12 protein-coding genes are annotated in these 17,921 nt (G+C 60.0%); all 12 read left to right on the top strand.

The window, feature by feature from the left end; translation table 11 throughout:
• The first annotated feature begins 94 nt into the window (after positions 1–94).
• The 12 genes from AC127K_RS01805 to AC127K_RS01750 all read left to right on the top strand — a co-directional run bounded on the left by AC127K_RS01805 (position 95) and on the right by AC127K_RS01750 (position 17,861).
• Positions 95–805: an ABC transporter ATP-binding protein gene (locus AC127K_RS01805; RefSeq protein WP_483721350.1), complete on the top strand. Its 711-nt coding sequence runs from the start codon at positions 95–97 to the stop codon at positions 803–805.
• Positions 805–5,013: an FtsX-like permease family protein gene (locus tag AC127K_RS01800; protein ID WP_483721349.1), complete on the top strand. Its 4,209-nt coding sequence runs from the start codon at positions 805–807 to the stop codon at positions 5,011–5,013. Before AC127K_RS01805 ends, AC127K_RS01800 begins: the two co-directional genes overlap by 1 nt.
• 210 nt (positions 5,014–5,223) lie before the next feature.
• Positions 5,224–6,159, top strand: coding sequence for a nucleoside hydrolase (locus tag AC127K_RS01795; protein WP_483721348.1), 936 nt, complete (start codon positions 5,224–5,226; stop codon positions 6,157–6,159).
• A 218-nt stretch (positions 6,160–6,377) separates the two neighbouring features.
• A complete protein-coding gene (locus tag AC127K_RS01790; RefSeq protein ID WP_483721347.1) occupies positions 6,378–6,875 on the top strand; it encodes a MarR family winged helix-turn-helix transcriptional regulator in 498 nt (165 codons plus the stop codon).
• A 29-nt stretch (positions 6,876–6,904) separates the two neighbouring features.
• Positions 6,905–8,662 carry an ABC transporter ATP-binding protein gene (locus AC127K_RS01785; RefSeq protein ID WP_483721346.1) on the top strand — a complete coding sequence of 586 codons (1,758 nt, stop codon included), beginning with the start codon at positions 6,905–6,907 and terminating at the stop codon, positions 8,660–8,662.
• The gene (locus tag AC127K_RS01780; RefSeq protein ID WP_483721345.1) at positions 8,662–10,587 is read left to right on the top strand and encodes an ABC transporter ATP-binding protein; all 1,926 of its coding nucleotides are present in this window, start codon (positions 8,662–8,664) and stop codon (positions 10,585–10,587) included. Before AC127K_RS01785 ends, AC127K_RS01780 begins: the two co-directional genes overlap by 1 nt.
• Before the next feature lie 252 nt (positions 10,588–10,839).
• Positions 10,840–11,583: an RICIN domain-containing protein gene (locus AC127K_RS01775; protein WP_294539181.1), complete on the top strand. Its 744-nt coding sequence runs from the start codon at positions 10,840–10,842 to the stop codon at positions 11,581–11,583.
• 156 nt (positions 11,584–11,739) lie between these two features.
• Positions 11,740–12,561 (top strand): Cof-type HAD-IIB family hydrolase, encoded by an 822-nt coding sequence (locus AC127K_RS01770; protein ID WP_294539184.1) that lies wholly within the window; start codon positions 11,740–11,742, stop codon positions 12,559–12,561.
• Positions 12,562–12,563: 2 nt separating this feature from the next.
• Positions 12,564–13,547 carry a 3'-5' exonuclease gene (locus tag AC127K_RS01765; protein WP_483721344.1) on the top strand — a complete coding sequence of 328 codons (984 nt, stop codon included), beginning with the start codon at positions 12,564–12,566 and terminating at the stop codon, positions 13,545–13,547.
• Between the two features lie 15 nt (positions 13,548–13,562).
• Positions 13,563–15,176 (top strand): response regulator, encoded by a 1,614-nt coding sequence (locus AC127K_RS01760; RefSeq protein ID WP_483721343.1) that lies wholly within the window; start codon positions 13,563–13,565, stop codon positions 15,174–15,176.
• Positions 15,173–16,888 carry a sensor histidine kinase gene (locus AC127K_RS01755; RefSeq protein ID WP_483721342.1) on the top strand — a complete coding sequence of 572 codons (1,716 nt, stop codon included), beginning with the start codon at positions 15,173–15,175 and terminating at the stop codon, positions 16,886–16,888. Before AC127K_RS01760 ends, AC127K_RS01755 begins: the two co-directional genes overlap by 4 nt.
• The gene (locus tag AC127K_RS01750; RefSeq protein WP_294539196.1) at positions 16,875–17,861 is read left to right on the top strand and encodes a substrate-binding domain-containing protein; all 987 of its coding nucleotides are present in this window, start codon (positions 16,875–16,877) and stop codon (positions 17,859–17,861) included. The genes AC127K_RS01755 and AC127K_RS01750 overlap by 14 nt, the downstream gene beginning before the upstream one ends.
• Positions 17,862–17,921 lie beyond the last annotated feature (60 nt).

Below are 17,921 nucleotides of genomic sequence, written 5' to 3'. Positions count from 1 at the left end.
CCTTTTTTCAATCTTTGTTTATTGTTTGTTTGCAATTTCGTGCTATACTAAACACATGTTCAAGCAGTATGCAACACAGAAAAAGGAGCCGCACATGTCCAAGCAGTCGTTTGTACAATTCAAAGACGTCTGTAAATATTATCAGATGGGCGATACGCGCATCGCCGCGGCCGACCACGTGACCTTTGAGATCGAAAAAGGGGAGTTCTGCGTCATCCTGGGCCCTTCGGGCGCGGGCAAGACCACCGTGCTCAACATGCTCGGCGGTATGGATACCTGTGACGAAGGCACCATCCTCCTGGACGGGGAGGAAGTCAGCGCCTTTGACCAGAAACGCCTGACCCAGTACCGCCGTTATGACGTGGGCTTTGTGTTTCAGTTTTACAATCTGGTACAGAACCTGACCGCCCGGGAAAATGTGGAACTTGCCTCTGAGATCTGCCGTGACCCGCTGGATGCCGACCTGGTGCTGGAGGAAGTGGGCCTTTTGCAGCGGCGCAACAATTTTCCGGCGCAGCTTTCCGGCGGCGAACAGCAGCGGGTGTCCATCGCCCGGGCCCTGGCCAAAAATCCCAAGATTCTTTTGTGTGATGAGCCCACGGGCGCCCTGGACTACAAAACCGGCAAGCAGGTCCTGGCCCTTCTGCAGGATACCTGCCGCCAGAAAGGCCGTACCGTCATCGTCATCACCCACAACAGCGCTTTGGCCGCCATGGCGGACCGGGTCATCCGCATCAACAGCGGCCGTGTCATTGACATGCAGTGCAACCCGTCGCCGACCCCGGTCGAAAGGATCGAGTGGTAATGAACAGGACGTACCAAAAAAATATACGCCGCACACTGGCCAGCACGCGCAGCCGTTTTCTGGCCATCTTTTCCATTGTGGCCCTGGGGGTCGGCTTTCTGGCCGGCCTTGTGTCCACTACGCCCGATATGCGGGACTCGGTGGAACGGTATCTGGATGATGCCAACCTGTATGACCTGCGCATCATCGGGACCCTGGGACTGACCGATGCCGATGTGCAGGCCCTGGAACAGCTTGATGGCGTGCAGGATGTCCGGGGCGCCTGGTCGGCGGATGTGCTGGTCAAAACCCCCGAATCCGACCAGGCGGTAGCCCGGGTGCACAGCCTGCCCACCGATGCCGACGGCAACCCGGAAGGCACTTCGGTCATCAACCGGCTGGTACTGGAACAGGGCCGCTGGCCCCAGGCCTCCGGCGAGTGTGTGGTGGAAGCCGGGGCCGGGGACCTGACCCGGGGACTGGACATCGGGGACACCATCCAGGTGCCCGCCAACGACAACGAGGACCTGGAAGATACCCTTGCCACCACCGAGTACACGGTGGTTGGGGTGGTCCATGACGCCACCTACTTCTCTTTTGAACGGGAACCCGCCAGTGTGGGCAGCGGCGCGGTGGAAACCATCTTCTACATACTGCCCCAGGATTTCGCCTATGAAAGCTATACCGAGATCTATCTGACCGTGGACGACGCCCTTGCCATGAACAGCATGGGAGATGCGTATGAAAAGGCGGTCCAGACAGTCAGCGACGAGGCGGAAGAGATTGCCGGCGCCCGGTGTGAAGCCCGCCTGCAGGAGGTCAAGTCCGACGCCCAACAGGAGATCGATGACGCCTGGGACGAGTACAACGATGCCGCTGCCGAGGCGGATGAAGAATTGTCCGATGCCGCCCGGGAACTGGAAGACGGCTGGCAGGCTCTGGCCGACGGGGAACAGGAAGTGGCCGACGGCGAGCGGGACTATCAGGATGGTCTGGCCGAACTGGCCGACTATGAGCAGCAGCTCAAGGACGGCGAAGCCGCCCTGAACGCCGGCATGGCGGAACTGATCAGCGGTCAGGCACAGTGGCAGGAAAACTGGCAGAAGGCCAAGGACGGCGAGACCGCTCTGGCCGAAGGCAAAAAGCAGCTGGAGGAAGCCCAGCGGCAGTATGAGGAGGGCAAGGCGGCCTATGACGCGGCTTTGGCCCAGATCGAAGCCGGGGAAGCGGCCCTGGCCGAAAACAAGACCAAGCTGGACACCGCCCAGGCCCAGTATGAGCAGCTGGCTGAGTTCAATCAGGGTCTGAATGCGTACGAGGAAGGCCTGCAGCAGTATACCGATGGGGTGAACTATGCCCTGGAGCAGTATGCCGCCATGCTGCCGTATCCCCTTACCGTGACCACAGATCAGATGGAGGACATTCTGCTTGACCTGTCCCAATTGGAGGAGGACCAGTGGCCGGCGGACGATACCCGGATGATGCTGTACATCGTGAACAAGCTCACCGGAGACCTGGTGCCGCCCACGGACCCGGGCGAGGAAGTTGTGCCGGAGCCCGAAACAGAGGAGCCGGAGCAGCCGGAACCGGCGGAGACGGCGGCGGAAGAGCCTTCCGCTGCCGATGAGGAAACCGCCGGGGAACAGAACGCAGCGGCTGACCCGGAATCCGACGAAAAAGACCCCGCTGATACCGCAGAGACCCCCACGGAAGAAAATGCTGCGGATGATCCTGCACCGCAGGAAACGTCCCACACTTCCGAAACCGGAACCGACGCGGCAGCGGAAGACCCTGCGGAACAAACACCCTATGTGGCGGAACCCGACGGCAATGCGCTGTCTGCGTCCCAACCGACGTCCGCCGCCACCGAAACCACGGAAGACGCTTCCCGCTCGGTGCGGGAAAATCCTGATCCCGGCCAGCAGGACACAGGAAATCTGTCCCTGGTGGAGGGCGCCCGAAAGCTTATTGAGGGTAAGAAGGAAATCGACGCCGGTATTCAGCTTCTCATCCTGACCTATCAGCAGCAGGGGCAGGAACTGACCGAGGATGAAGCCTACGCCCTGATCTCGGACGAGAATGTGGCCTCCGTCAAGGCACAGCTGGACGACGGCTGGGCCCAGTACAATGCCGGCGCCGCCCAGCTGGCGGAAGGCCGTGCCCAGCTGGAAGCCAATGAACAGACCCTCATCGACGGAAAAGCCCAGCTGGATGCCGGGTGGGCCCAGTACGAAGCCCAGGGGACAGAACTGTATGACGGCATCAACCAGCTGCGATCCGCCAAGACCACCCTGGACGAAGGCTGGGACCTGCTCATCGACAAGCAGATGGAGCTGGACGATGCCCGCCGGGAGATCGAGGATGCCCGTGCCACCCTGGCCGACGCCAAAGCCGAGCTGGAGGACGCCCGACAGACCATTGCCGAAAAGACCCAGGAGCTGCGGGACGGCGAGATCGAATACGCCGATGCCAAAGCGGAAGCGGACCAGAAGCTGGCCGACGCCCGAGCGGAGATCGAGGACGCCGAAGCCCAACTCAATGACATTGAGGAAGGGGAATGGTACGTCTGGGACCGCGGCCGCAACGTCAGCTATGCCTCCTTTGATTCCAACTCCACCAAACTGGCTGCTCTGGCCAAGGTGTTCCCGGTGTTCTTCTTCCTGGTGGCGGCGCTGGTGGTCTCCACCACCATGACCCGCATGGTGGAAGAAGAACGGCTTCAGATCGGCACCATGAAAGCTTTGGGCTATACCAGCGGCACCATCATGCAGAAATACCTGCTCTACGCCCTTACGGCGGCCGCGGCCGGGGCGGTGTTCGGGCTGGTGCTGGGATTCTTCGTCTTCCCGCGGGTCATCTGGACTGCCTATCAGATGATGTACTACGCGCCGGCCTTCCTGTCCCCCTGGCGGTGGGACGTGGGCCTGCTGGCCGGCGGTTCCCTCATCGCCATCGCCATGGTGGCCACCTGGTCGGCCTGCCGTGCCACCTTGCACGAATACCCCGCCGCCCTCATGCGGCCCCGGGCCCCCAAAGCCGGCAAGCGCATCCTGCTGGAACGGATCACCTTCCTGTGGCGGCGCCTGCCCTTTACCTACAAGGTCACCTGCCGTAATCTGCTGCGCTATAAAAAGCGCTTTTGGATGACCGTCATCGGGGTGGCAGGCTGCACGGCCCTGCTGGTCACCGGTTTCGGCATTTCGGATTCCCTGAACAGCATTGTCACCAAACAGTTCGGGGAGGTTTACCACTATGACCTGCTCACCGCCGTCACCGACGCTGAATATACCCGGGAAGGCCCTGCCTACGAGTACCTCTATCATGACGACGCCGTCAAATCCTCCCTCACCGTCTTCACCCAGCAGGTGGAACAGGAACTGGAGGACGGCAGCACCGTGGACTACTATTATATGGTACCGGAGGACGTGGACCGTTTTGCCGATTTTGCGGACCTGCACAACCGCCAGACCAAAAATCCCACGCCGCTGGGGCAGGAAGGTGTGGTCCTGACCGAAAAGCTGGCCGGTACCCTGGACGTGAAGCCGGGGGATACGGTCACCCTGGAAGATGCCGACGGCAACCAGGCTCAGTTCACTGTCACCGGCGTGTGCGAGCATTATGTATATAATTATGTGTACATGAGTGCCGAAAGCTACGAAAAGGGCTTCGGCCATGAACCGGACTGGAATGCCATCATGAGCCAGCTGACCGATACCTCCCAGCAGGGCCGGGACGCGGTATCTGCCAGCCTGCTGGCCATGGATGAGGTGGCCAGCCTGAACTTTACGGCCGACAGCATGGCCATGGTGCTCAATATGCTGGAATCCATCGACGCCGTAGTGGTGTTGATCATCGTCTGTGCCGCCTGTCTGGCCTTCGTGGTGCTGTACAACCTGACCAACATCAACATTGCCGAACGCGTCAAGGAGATCGCCACCATCAAGGTGCTGGGCTTCTATGACCGGGAGGTGGATGCCTACGTCAACCGGGAAAGCGTCATCCTCACCCTGATCGGGGCCCTCTTCGGGCTGGTTGGCGGCGTGGCGCTGCACAAGTTCGTCATCCTTACCGTGGAAGTGGACGCGGTCATGTTCGGGCGGGATATCCAGCCCATGAGCTTCGTGTATGCTCTGGCACTGACCTTCCTGTTCAGCCTGTTCGTGAATCTGGTTATGGGGCGCAAGCTCAAGCAGATCTCCATGGTGGAGAGCATGAAGGCCCCCGAATGAGGGCTGTGTCTTTTCCGGGTGAACCGTACCCTGCCGGGGGTTGGTCACCCGGATTTTTATTTGGCCAATGGCGGATTGACGGAAACGGACAAGCAAAGTATGATGAAGAAAAGGCGTTTCCCGGGAAACAAAACCGGTACCGGGACAGGCGGACCGGTCCCAAAAGCGGAGGCCTGTCCGGTGCACAGACAGGAAAGGCGGACGGATATCATGAATTACCATCAGTATCAATTTTCGGTGCCGCAGGAAAAAATGGTCCGGGTCATCACAGATACCGATGCCAAGAATGAGGCGGATGACCAATTTGCCATCGTTCAGGCGCTCCTGAGCCCCAAGTTTGAAAATGTGGGTTTGATCGCGGCCCATTTCGGCACCGACCAGGTTCCGGATTCCATGGAGCGGAGCTACCGGGAACTGCAGACCATTTTTGAAAAGATGGACCTGCCTTCCCGGGATATGCTGTACAAAGGTGCGCCCCATGCAATGGAACGGGACGACCTGCCGGTGGAATCGGAAGGGGCCCGCCTGATCGTGCGGGAGGCGATGAAGGCAGATCCCAGGCCCTTGTATGTGCTCTTTCTGGGGCCGCTCACGGATCTGGCCTCGGCTTACCTGATGGAACCCCGGATCGCCGGACGTTTGTGCGCCATATGGATCGGCGGCGGCCGGTATCCGGATGGAGGTCCGGAATACAACCTGGGAAATGACATCACGGCGGCACAGGTGGTTTTTGCCAGCAATATGGAGCTGTGGCAGGTGCCGCAGGATGTTTATCAGATGATGACGGTCTCGCTGGCCGAACTGGAATACCGGGTCCGGCCCTGCGGTAAGATCGGTGCCTATCTCTGTGACCAGCTGGAAGCGCACAGTCATGAACCGGGGCCAAGAACCAGTCCTTTCCGGGCAGGGGAGGCCTGGGTATTGGGCGATAACCCCGCTGTGGGGCTGCTGCTGTACGGGCACCGGTTTGATTATGATTGTGTGCCGGCACCGCAGATCACGGAGGAGGGCCGGTATCTCCACACCGGTCTTTCCCGCAAAATCCGCGTATACAACCGGGTGGACAACCGGTTTATCCTGGAAGATCTGTATGCCAAACTGGCTTTGTTTTCCCGAAATCAGGCTTCCTGTCAGACCCATCCATGAATCATGCCATCGGTGCCCCTGTCCTCCGTCCTTCGGAGGCAGGGGCGCTGCTTTTGGGGCAGAAAGAGGGAAGGCGGACAAAATGTGCAGGAAATGTGATTTTTGCCCGGGAGTCATTGACAGGCGGGCCGACTTTGAGTATAATAACAGACTGTACGCAATCAAACAGTTAGAACATGAACAATTTCCGCGGCACGAAATGACGGCCGCCAAGAGAGGTGATTCTCACGCAGGAAAAACGGACCGTAGACCCTGATATGCGGCGGGTGGGACGTTCGCTGACCCACACATCCCACCAGATCAACCGGGCCCTGGACGCTTGCATCGGTGAGACGGTCAGCCAGGAGCTGACCGGCATGCGGGGGATGGTTCTGGGGTACATTGTCCGCACCACCCGTTCGGGGCGGCCGGTGTACCAGCGGGACCTGGAACATTGTTTCCGGGTGCAGCGTTCCAGCATCACCACCATGCTCAAGGGCATCGAGAGCGCCGGCTTCATCACCCGCACGGCGGTGGAACAGGATGCGCGCCTGAAAAGTCTGGCTGCCACCGAGAAAGGTCTGGCCTGTTACGATCAGCTGGAACGCTGCATCAACGCGTTTGAGGCGCGGCTACAGCAGGGTGTGACCGAATCGGAACTGACCAGCCTGGAAACGGTGCTGGACAAGTTGCTGTGCAACGCCAAAGCTGTGCAGAACGACCCGCATATTGAATGAGAAAAGGAATAGGAGAAAGTACACACACTATGTTTAAGACACTGTACAAAGAGATCGACGGCTTCAAGCTGGTCTCAGTGCTCACACCGGTGTGCATGATCGGCGAAGTCGTCATGGAAATGATCGTACCTCGCCTGATGGCTTCCATCATTGACGACGGCGTCACCGCCGGCAACATGGAGCACATCTACCGGGTGGGCGGCTGGATGATCGTGGCCGCCATCATCGGTCTGATCTTCGGCGTGCTGGGCGCGGTGTTCGGTTCCCGTGCCGCCACCGGCTTTGCCCGCAACCTGCGCCGGTCCATGTACCGCAATATCCAGACCTTCAGCTTTTCCAACATCGACAAGTACTCCACCGCCGGCCTGGTCACCCGTATGACCACCGACGTCACCAACATCCAGAACGCCTACCAGATGATCCTGCGCATGTTCGTGCGTGCCCCGGCCAGCATGGTCATCGCCATGGTCATGTCCTTTGCCATCAACCGGGAACTGGCCAGCGTCTATCTGGTGGCCGTTATCCTGCTGGGTGCCGCGCTGATCTTCATCATGACCCGCGCCACCCGCTATTTCGGCGAAGCCTTCCGCAAGTACGACGACCTGAACGAGAGCGTGCAGGAAAATGTCTCGGCCATCCGCGTGGTCAAGGCATATGTGCGGGAAAAGTTCGAGGGTGAAAAGTTCCAGAAAGCCAGCGGCAATGTCCAGAAGCTGCTGCTGCGCGCGGAAATGATCCTGTCCTGGAACGCACCCCTGATGCAGTTCACCGTGTACACCTGCATTCTGGTCATCTCCTGGCTGGGCGCCCGGATGATCGTGTCCAGCGGTGCTACCGCCCTGACCACCGGCGAACTCATGAGCATGCTGACCTACTGCATGAACATCCTCATGAGCCTGATGATGCTGTCCATGGTCTTCGTCATGATCACCATGTCCGCCGCTTCCGCCCGCCGTGTGGCCGAGGTCCTGAGCGAAAAGTCCGACCTGACCAACCCCGAGAACCCCGTCATGGAAGTCAAGAATGGCGCTGTGCAGTTCGAGCATGTGGGCTTCCGCTACAAGCGGGACGGACGGGAAGTTCTGTCCGACATCGACCTGAACATCCGTTCCGGTGAGACTGTGGGCATCATCGGCGGCACCGGCAGCGCCAAGACCAGTCTGGTCCAGCTGCTGCCCCGTCTGTATGATGTCAGCGCCGGCACCGTGCGCGTGGGCGGTGTGGACGTGCGCAAGTACGACCTGGAAACCCTGCGTGACAGTGTGGCCATGGTGCTGCAGAAGAATGAGCTGTTCTCCGGCAGCATTGCCGAGAACCTGCGCTGGGGCAACGCCAATGCCACCGACGAGGAGATCGCCGAAGCCTGCCGTCAGGCCTGCGCCGATGAATTCATCGAGCGCTTCCCCGATAAGTATGAGACCCACATCGAGCAGGGCGGCACCAACGTGTCCGGCGGCCAGAAGCAGCGTCTGTGCATTGCCCGTGCTCTGCTGAAGAAGCCCAAGATCCTGATCCTGGACGACTCCACTTCCGCCGTGGATACCGCCACCGATGCCAAGATCCGGCACAGCTTTGCGGAAAAGATCCCCGGCACCACCGTGTTCATCATTGCCCAGCGTATCTCCAGCATTGAACATGCCGACCATGTTCTGGTTCTGGACGGCGGCCGTATCCAGGGATGGGGCACCCCGCAGGAACTGCTGGAAACCAACAAGATCTACCAGGAGGTCTACCGCAGCCAGACCAAGGGCGGCGGCGACTTTGACGAGAAGGGAGGCGAGGAATAATGGCACAGGAACGCGTAAAGGTTGTCCATGCGGGCCGTGGCGCCCATGGTCCCCGCCCCAAGGTAAAGAACCCCGGCAAGATCCTCAAGCGGATCATAGGGTATGTGCTGCATGTGTATCGTGTGCCGTACCTCATCGCCATTGCCTGCATCGTGATCTCGGTGCTGGCCAACATTCAGGGTACTTTGTTCATGCAGACCCTGATCGATTCCTACATTCTGCCCCTGCTCACCGAAAAGAGCAACGACTTCTCCGGTCTGCTGTTCGCCATCCTGCGCACCGGCTGCTTCTATGCCATCGGCGTGGCGGCTACCTTCACCCAGACCCGTCTGATGGCCATCATCACCCAGGGTACCCTGAAAAAGCTGCGTGACGAACTGTTCACCCACATGCAGACCCTGCCCATCAAGTACTTCGATACCCACGCCCACGGCGATATCATGTCGGTGTACACCAACGATATTGATACCCTGCGCCAGATGATCAGCCAGAGCATCCCCCAGATGCTCAACAGCGGCATCACCATCATCGGTGTGCTCTTCTCCATGATCTTCCTCAGCATCCCCCTGACCCTGGTCACCCTGGTCATGGTGGGCGTCATGCTGCTGGTCACCCGCTACCTCACCGGCAATTCCGGCCGCTACTTTGTGGCCCAGCAGCGGGAACTGGGCAAGGTCAACGGCTTCATCGAAGAGATGATGAACGGCCAGAAGGTCGTCAAGGTCTTCTGCCATGAGGAAAAGGCCATTGAGGACTTCAACATTCTCAACGACGAACTGTTCGAGAGCGCCAACAAGGCCAACACCTACTCCCTGGTGGCCATGCCCTTCAACGGCCAGCTGGGCAACCTGAGCTATGTTCTGTGCGCCATCATCGGCGGCGCCCTGGCTCTGTCCGGTGCCACCGGTCTGACCCTGGGCAAACTGGCCAGCTTCCTGACCTTCAACCGCAGCTTCAACATGCCCATCAACCAGGTGTCCATGCAGTTCAACTCCATCGTCATGGCTCTGGCCGGCGGTCAGCGTATCTTTGACCTGCTGGATGAACCCTCCGAGGTGGACGAGGGCAATATTACTTTGGTCAACGCCAAGCGTCTGGCGGACGACTCCGTCACCGAAGCCCAGACCCGCACCGGTCTGTGGGCCTGGAAGGTCCCCCAGAAGGACGGCACCAACAAGTATGTGGAGCTCAAGGGCGATATCGTCTTCAAGGACGTGGACTTCGGCTATGTGCCCGAAAAGATCGTCCTGCACGACATCAACCTCTATGGCCGTCCGGGCCAGAAGATTGCGTTTGTCGGTTCCACCGGTGCCGGCAAGACCACCATCACCAACCTGATCAACCGCTTCTACGATATCCAGAAGGGCCAGATCCTCTACGACGGTCTGGATATTACTTCCATCCGCAAGGATGACCTGCGTTCCTCCCTGGGCATCGTGCTGCAGGATACCCACCTGTTCACCGGCACGGTCATGGAGAACATCCGTTACGGTCGTCTGGATGCTTCGGATGAAGAATGCCGTGCTGCGGCCCGTCTGGCCAACGCCGAGCTGTTCATCCGCCATCTGCCCAACGGGTTTGATACCATGCTCACCGGTGACGGCACCAACCTGAGCCAGGGCCAGCGCCAGCTGCTGGCCATCGCCCGTGCCGCCGTGGCCGACCCGCCGGTTCTGATCCTGGACGAAGCCACTTCCTCCATTGATACCCGCACCGAGACGCTGGTGCAGCAGGGCATGGACGGTCTGATGTACGGGCGCACCACCTTTGTCATCGCCCACCGCCTGTCCACCGTGCGCAACTCCGACTGCATCATGGTTCTGGAGCAGGGCCGCATCATTGAACGCGGTACCCACGACGAACTGATCGAGCAGAAGGGCCGCTATTATCGGCTTTATACCGGTAATTTTGCGGAAAATTCCTAACAAATTCCGAAATATTGCCGGGATGTCGCTGGACATTCCGGCAATTTTTGTACAACTTGCCGTTAGAGCGCCAAAAACTTGACGTTATGGAAAAAAATGGCTATAATAACCACATAGGGACGGCGAATGCAGTTCCGTTTGCCGCTGTCAGAGGGACAAAAAGCGCAACAATTTTGATGTGCGCAGGACAGCGGCCTGCCAATGCGTGAATCAAGAAAATTATACGAAAAACCTAACAGGAGGGGTATCAACATGGCAGTCAGCAAGAAGGTCGCTCAGACCGTGATCAAGGAAGACAAGTTCTATACCATCAGCGCCGCCAACGGCAAGGTCGTGGAAGTCGCCGATTACAACACCGACAACGGCGCCCGCATCCAGCTGTGGGACAACGCCAATGCCGAGTGGCAGCAGTGGGGCTTCGTCCGCGCCGGCGAAGGTGTCTACCGCATCAAGAACCGCTTCACCGGCAAGATGCTGGACCTGTACCAGGGCGGCATCGGCGACGGCACCGCTGTCCATCAGTGGGAAGGCGCTCCCGCCAGCAGCCAGCTGTGGGTGGTGGAGGCCGGCAATGATGGCCGCGTCAAGATCAAGTCCAACGTTTCCGGCAAGTGTCTGGACGTGGTGGGCATGAACAGCGAAAACGGCGCCGGCCTGCAGATCTGGGCCGATGTGAACGGTGACAACCAGCATTGGGTCATCTCCGAAGTCACCCGCAAGCCCAAGGCTGTCAAGGCTGCCGCCAAGGCCAAGGAAGAGGCTGTTGCCGAAACCAAGCCCGCTGCCGAGAAGGCCCCGGCCAAGAAAGCTCCCGCCAAGAAGGCTGCCGCTCCCAAGGCCGAAGCCAAGCCCGCCGCTGAGGTGAAGGCTGCTGCCGAGACCAAGCCCGCCGCCAAGAAGGCCGCTGCGCCCAAGGCTGCCGAGAAGCCTGCCGAAAAGAAGGCTCCCGCCGCCAAGAAGCCGGCTGCCAAGAAGACCACCAAGGCCGGCAAGTAATTTTTTCCAATATGTTGCTGCAAGGCACCCCGTCCGTGTACCGGCCGGGGTGCCTTTTTGTGCTCTGCATCCGGCGCCGCAGCGGGCCTGCCCTTGCGCAATACGGGGCTTTGGGGTACAATGTTAAAAAAACAAAACCGGCAAGGAGCTGCAAACATGACGCAATATAAAGTTTTGGCCCTGGATCTGGATGGAACCCTGACCAACAGTGACAAGATCGTGACCCCGCGCACCAAGGCTGCCCTGCACCAGGCTGCGGAACAGGGTGTCCGCATTGTGCTGGCCAGCGGCCGTCCCACCGCGGGCATCCGTCCGCTGGCCAGGGAACTGGGGCTGGAACAGACCGGCGGCTATATCCTCAGCTATAATGGCGGCAAGATCATCGAGTGCGCCACCGGCCAGGAGATGGTCCAGCATCCCTTTCCCGCGGAGCTCATCCCCACAGTGTGCACCTTCGCACGTTACTGGAACGTGGTGCCCCTGACCTACGACAACGAGGGCATCGTCACCGAGGTGCCCGACCACCCCTATGTGCTGGAAGAGGCCCGCATCAACAAGCTGCCGGTGCGTCAGGTGCCCGACCTGCCTGCCGAAGTGACCTATCCCGTCAACAAGCTGCTGCTGGTGGGGGACCCGGTGGATATGCCCCATGTGGAAGAGCTGATGCAGCAGGAATTTGCAGGCAAGCTGTCCATCTACCGCTCCGCTCCCTTCTTTATCGAAACCATGCCCTTGGGTGTGGAGAAAGCGGCATCTCTGAGCGTGCTGCTCCAGACGCTGGGCCTGACCCCCGCCGAACTCATGGCCTGCGGCGATGGCTGGAACGACCTGCCCATGATCAAGTTTGCCGGTCTGGGCGTGGCCATGGGCAATGCGGTGCCGCCGGTAAAGGCGGCGGCCGGCTTTGTCAGCACCGACAACGACCATGATGGCGTGGGCGTGGCGGTGGAACGCTTTATTCTGGGACAGGAGGTGTGAACGTGGGCAGAAATCTGATTGTATTCGATCTGGAATGGAACATCGGGTATCAGCCCAAGACCTTCCGGTACCATGATACTGAACTCACCCTGCGGGGAGAGATCATCCAGATCGGCGCTGTGCGCATCAGCGAGAGCGGGGAAGTCCTGGATACTTTTGAAATCACCCTTCGTCCGCGGATTTTCCGCAAGCTGCAGCGTCACATTGCCAAGGTCACCGGCATGAGCCAGGGAGACCTGGATGCGGGCGTTCCCATCGCTGAAGGTCTGGCACGCTTTGTGAAGTGGGCCGGACCGGATGCCGAATTTGCGGAATGGGGCCTGGATGATGTGCCGGTCCTCAAGCAGAACCTGTTCCTGTGCGGGCTGGACGAAAGCTGGCCCACCCGCTGGTATGATCTGCAGCGGATCTTCCTGCAGGCCTATCCCCGCAAGGAAGGGGAGGGTATGACCCTGGAGAGTGTGGTGGACCGGCTGGGAATTGAAAAGCAGGACCCCTTCCACAACGCTCTGGACGATGCCTTGTATACCGTCAAGGTCTGCCGCAAACTGCCTCTGGCGGAAGGCTTGGCCGCCTATCCCGACGAGGAGGCCCAGCTGATCGAAGCGCTTCTCACCGATCCGGACGCCGATTACCGGGATGTACAGACCTGGTTCGGCCTGATGGAGCATGACGCCTACAAAACGGACCCCGCCTTGTGCCGGGTGACCTGTCCGGAGTGCGGAGCCGCCCTGACTCTGGGAGACATCTGGCTCAAGCGCGGCAATACCGGCTATTATACCGAGGGTGTCTGTCCGCAGCACGGCTCCTGGTTCGTGCGGTTCAAGCTGTCTCGCCGGGACGGTCTGCACTGGAATTTTGCCCGCTGCACCGAGGCCATCCGTCCCGATACCTACGAACGCTGGAAACGGCAGGAAGCCGCCCAGCGGGAACGGATGCGCCGCAAGGCGGAAAAGGCCCGGGCCGAAGCGCTGGAAGACCAATAAAGGAGAGAAGCTCTCATGGCTGGCCAAACCATCTATACCGTTGTGGTGGCGGACGACGAGGATGAACTTCGTCAGGCTGTCTGCACCATGATCCCCTGGGAGGAACTGGGATTTCACCTGGTGGGCAACGCCAGCAACGGTCTGGACGCCCTGGAACTGGTGGAAAAGCTGGAACCGGATCTGCTGCTCACCGATATCCGCATGCCCTTTATTTCGGGCATTGAGCTGGCCCGTCAGGTGCGGGAGATCCGTCCGGCCATGCACATTGCCTTTTTGAGCGGATACGACGATTTTGAATACGCCAAACAGGCCATCCAGTACAACATCATCAGCTATATGCTCAAGCCCCTGACCATGGAAGGTCTGGCAACGGAACTGCGGGGGATCCACGAAAAGATTGACCGTCAGTTTGCCGCTTTTCAGCAGCAGCTGAACGCGGCGGCGGCCCAGACCGGCCGGGATGAGTTCCTGGTCCCTCTGGTGCTGGACGGCCATGCCGAGCTGCCTGCTCATGATACGGAATTTCATCTGCGGGCGGATGCCTGCCGGTGCGGGCTGCTGCGCGGGGCGGACGATCACCCGCAGTATGTGGTGCTGACCACCTCGCTGTATGATGAACAGGGCAACAACTGCACCCTGCCCACCTTTGTACATGTGATCGAGACGCTGGCCGGCAAGTATCTGCGCCATGCGGTGTTCTGCAGCCCCGGCCGGGTGGTGGCGGTGCTCATGGGCAATGCTTCGGACTTTGAAGAGTATCTGCATATCCTGGCGGAAGAGATCCTCCAGACAGCCCACCGTGTGCTGGGCCGGCGGGGGCGCGTGGGCGTCAGCCGCCGCACCGACCGCCTGGGCGGGCTGCATGCGGCCTATCGGGAAGCTGTTGAAGCCGCCGGCTTTACGCCGTCGGAGGAAGGCGGCGTCCAGTTTATCACCGACGTTCACCGGGGCACGCCCGCAGCCGTGGAGGCGGTCACCGCCTGCCTGGAAGAGGTGAAGGCGGCTTTCCGTGCCGGAGACCGGGATGCATTGTGTGCTGGTCTGTCCCGCATGTGCAGCCAGCAGCCGGGGGAAAGTACCGGCCCCTGGCTGGATGCGGTGGCTATCCAGCTCATGGCGGAAGTGTACCGGGTCCTGGAAGCCGGTGCCGGACCGGAAGCGCTGAATGAACTGGACCGCCGGGGACTTCTGCCGGACCTGTCTTTCCACTACCGTAACGCCGGAGAGCTGCGGCAGGCCCTGCAGGACCTGTGCCTGGGAGCCATGGACCAGCTCAGCACCCAACAGAAAAAAGGCGGCAGCCTTCTGTGCCAGAAGGCCCTGGCCGCCATCGACGAACATTATATGGATAAGGATCTGTCCCTGGTATCCCTCAGTGCCATGCTGGATGTGAGCCCCAACCATCTCAGTGCCTGCATCAAGAAGTATGCAGGGGAGACCTTCATCAACATCCTCATCGGCAAGCGGATGGATGCAGCCCGGGAGCTGCTTATGACCACGCCGCTGAAGATCCAGCAGATTGCTGCCCGGTGCGGGTATACCGACCAGCACTATTTCAGCTACTGCTTCAAGAAATACTGCGGGACTTCTCCCAATGCCCTGCGCCGGCAGCAGGGGGCGAAGCAATGACCGCCCTGCGCCATCCCCGCCGTCCCCGTCTGCTGACCATGCTGGTGGGGATGGTGGCCGGGGTCACCGCCGTGGTGCTGGGCGCTGTCAGCACCATTTTTATTGCCCAGTACCGGGCCGGTATGGTCCAGAGCGCCAGGACCACCAGTGCGCAGGCCTGCACCCAGGCTGCGGTCACGGTGGCACGGTATGTGCGGGATATGAATGAGGTCATGGACCTGGTCCAGACCTCCATGGAATATGAGGGGGCCGAGCGGGATGAATTCCTGCGCGACCTTCTTCGGGTACGCTCGGATGTGGTGGCGGTCACCACCTATACCGAGGACGGGACCCTGGTGGATTGCTGGGCGCTGGGCCATGAGCCCCGCGCCGAGATCCTGCAGAACCTCTCCTTTGATGCGCAGAGTGCGGCTGTGTCGGACAGCTATGTTACACCACCCCATGTGGAAACCATCTTTGAAGGATATTATCCCTGGGTGGTGACCATAGCAGCCCGCCTGGAAGGGGAGGAACAGGCGGCATGGGTGTCCCTGGACATCAGCTTTTCCACCATCTCGGAGTATATTTCCAGCGTAGGCATCGGTGCCCACGGCTATTGCTTCCTGATGGATGAGGAAGGAACCATCGTATACCATCCCCAGCAGCAGCTGATCTATTCCGGTCTGAAAAGCGAGGATACCGCCCACCTGGCTGAACTGGGGGACGGAACCTGGGCGGAAAAAACGGTGATCTATTCCATCACCGGCATTGAGAACAGCACCTGGCGGGTGGTGGGCGTCAGCTATGTGGATGAGCTGGTGGACCTGAGCGTGCAGGCCATGCTGCGTATCTGTCTGGCTGTGGTGGTCACGGTATTGGCTGTGGTGCTGGGGGCCGGCTGGCTGCTTTCCCGCATCCTGTCCCGGCCGCTGGCGGCGCTGGCTTCCGCCATGGAACGGTTCGAGCAGGACGCGGACCACTTTGCCTATGAGCCGGTGGCCGGCACCCGGGAAGTGGAAGAGCTTTCCGATTCCTTCGGCCATATGGTGCACCGCATCCAGCATCTGATGGCCACTGTCCGGGAAGAAGAGGTCAACCTGCGCAAAACGGAACTCAAGGCGCTGCAGGCTCAGATCAACCCGCACTTCCTGTACAATACGCTGGATTCCATCGCCTGGATGTGTGAGCAGGGCCGCAATACGGATGCCGTCAATATGGTGCACGCTCTGGCACGCCTGTTCCGCATCAGCATCAGCAAGGGGCATGAACTCATTCCCATCCGCAAGGAGCTGGAGCATGCCGAAAGCTATCTGCAGATCCAGAAATACCGCTACAAGAACCAGTTTTCCTATGATTTCCAGGTGGACGAAAGCTGTCTGGACTGTCTGTGCAACAAAATTACCCTGCAGCCCATCCTGGAAAACGCCATTGCCCACGGTCTGGACCTGATGGTGGAACCCGGTCACATTGATGTGGAGGTCTGCCGTGACGGCCAGGATATCCTGTTCCGGGTACGGGATGACGGTGTGGGAATGGACGAAGAGCAGGTCCGGCACATCCTGCACAGCGAACCGGGAGACCGTACCGGCATTGGCATCAAGAACGTCAATGACCGCCTGCGCATCTATTTCGGGGAAGGCTACGGCCTGCACATCGAGAGTGAGCCGGATGTGGGGACCTGTGTGGAGATCCGCATGCCGCAAGTACGGGAGGGTGAATATGAAACGAAATAACACCCGCCTGCGCGCCGTCGGGGCGCTGGGAATGGCCGCTGCCGTCCTGCTCCTGTCGCTGTCCGGCTGTATGGGTGACCCCACCGCCGGTGACCCCCACAAGGTGGCGCTGGTGGTCAAATCCAGCGAGACCCAGTTTTTCCTTTCCATGTTTGCGGGTGCGGAGGCCGCCGCCGCGGAATACAACATTGACCTGACCATCACCGCGCCGGAATCCGAAGAAGACTACGTCGCCCAGAATCTTCTGGTGGAGCAGGCCGTGCAGGATGGCGCCGAAGCCATTGTTTTTTCCGCCACCGATTATGAGAACACCGCGGTGGCCATTGATTCCGCTGCCCAGAAAGGCGTTTCCATCGTGGCCATTGACTCGGATGTGAATTCCACGGCGGTGGCCACCTATATCGGTACCGACAACTACGCCGCCGGCCGTATGGCCGCCCAGGCGGCGCTGGAGCGCACGGAAGGGCAGCTGAACGTAGGCATCATCAATTATGGTCTGAACAGTGCCAACGGCCAGGAACGGGAACGGGGAGCCTGCGATGCCCTGGAAGAGAGCGGCCGTGCCCAGGTGGTGCAGGTGGTGCATACTCTGGCGGAAGCCGGCGCCGCCCAGGCGGATACCGTGACCCTTCTGCAGCAGAACCCGGAGATCAATGTCCTGCTCGCCTTCAATGAACCCACCAGTGTGGGTGCGGCAGGTGCCGTGCGGGAGCTGGGCCTTTCGGATACGGTGTTTCTGGTCGGATTTGACTCCAACGTGGAAACGGTGGATGATCTGCAGACCGGAGCGGTGGATGCCCTGGTTGTGCAGAATCCCTATGCCATGGGCTATCTGGGGGTGGAAAGCGCCTACAAACTCCTCAGCGGACAGGGGTCTGAGCTGTCCCAGACTGTGGATACTGCCACCCGCATCGTGGATCGGAAAAATCTTTTCGCTATGGACAGCCAAAAGGCCCTTTTTGCGTTCGGCTAACGGAATAAAATTCCATCATTTGGCCCGGAGTTAAACAATCTGCACAAAAAGCGCCGACAA

The sequence above is a fragment of the Subdoligranulum sp. DSM 23681 genome (genome assembly GCF_057005535.1).
Note: the sequence above shows the minus strand (reverse complement) of the source record. Positions and strands in the feature narration are given on the sequence as shown.

What these genes read in the sequence shown, in the direction of transcription:
- AC127K_RS01750 (WP_294539196.1), top strand. Translation starts at nt 16,875, where the DNA reads ATGAAACGAAATAACACCCGCCTGCGCGCCGTCGGGGCGCTGGGAATG.
- AC127K_RS01780 (WP_483721345.1), top strand. Translation starts at nt 8,662, where the DNA reads ATGGCACAGGAACGCGTAAAGGTTGTCCATGCGGGCCGTGGCGCCCAT.
- AC127K_RS01755 (WP_483721342.1), top strand. Translation starts at nt 15,173, where the DNA reads ATGACCGCCCTGCGCCATCCCCGCCGTCCCCGTCTGCTGACCATGCTG.
- AC127K_RS01800 (WP_483721349.1), top strand. Translation starts at nt 805, where the DNA reads ATGAACAGGACGTACCAAAAAAATATACGCCGCACACTGGCCAGCACG.
- AC127K_RS01805 (WP_483721350.1), top strand. Translation starts at nt 95, where the DNA reads ATGTCCAAGCAGTCGTTTGTACAATTCAAAGACGTCTGTAAATATTAT.
- AC127K_RS01785 (WP_483721346.1), top strand. Translation starts at nt 6,905, where the DNA reads ATGTTTAAGACACTGTACAAAGAGATCGACGGCTTCAAGCTGGTCTCA.
- AC127K_RS01795 (WP_483721348.1), top strand. Translation starts at nt 5,224, where the DNA reads ATGAATTACCATCAGTATCAATTTTCGGTGCCGCAGGAAAAAATGGTC.
- AC127K_RS01775 (WP_294539181.1), top strand. Translation starts at nt 10,840, where the DNA reads ATGGCAGTCAGCAAGAAGGTCGCTCAGACCGTGATCAAGGAAGACAAG.
- AC127K_RS01770 (WP_294539184.1), top strand. Translation starts at nt 11,740, where the DNA reads ATGACGCAATATAAAGTTTTGGCCCTGGATCTGGATGGAACCCTGACC.
- AC127K_RS01760 (WP_483721343.1), top strand. Translation starts at nt 13,563, where the DNA reads ATGGCTGGCCAAACCATCTATACCGTTGTGGTGGCGGACGACGAGGAT.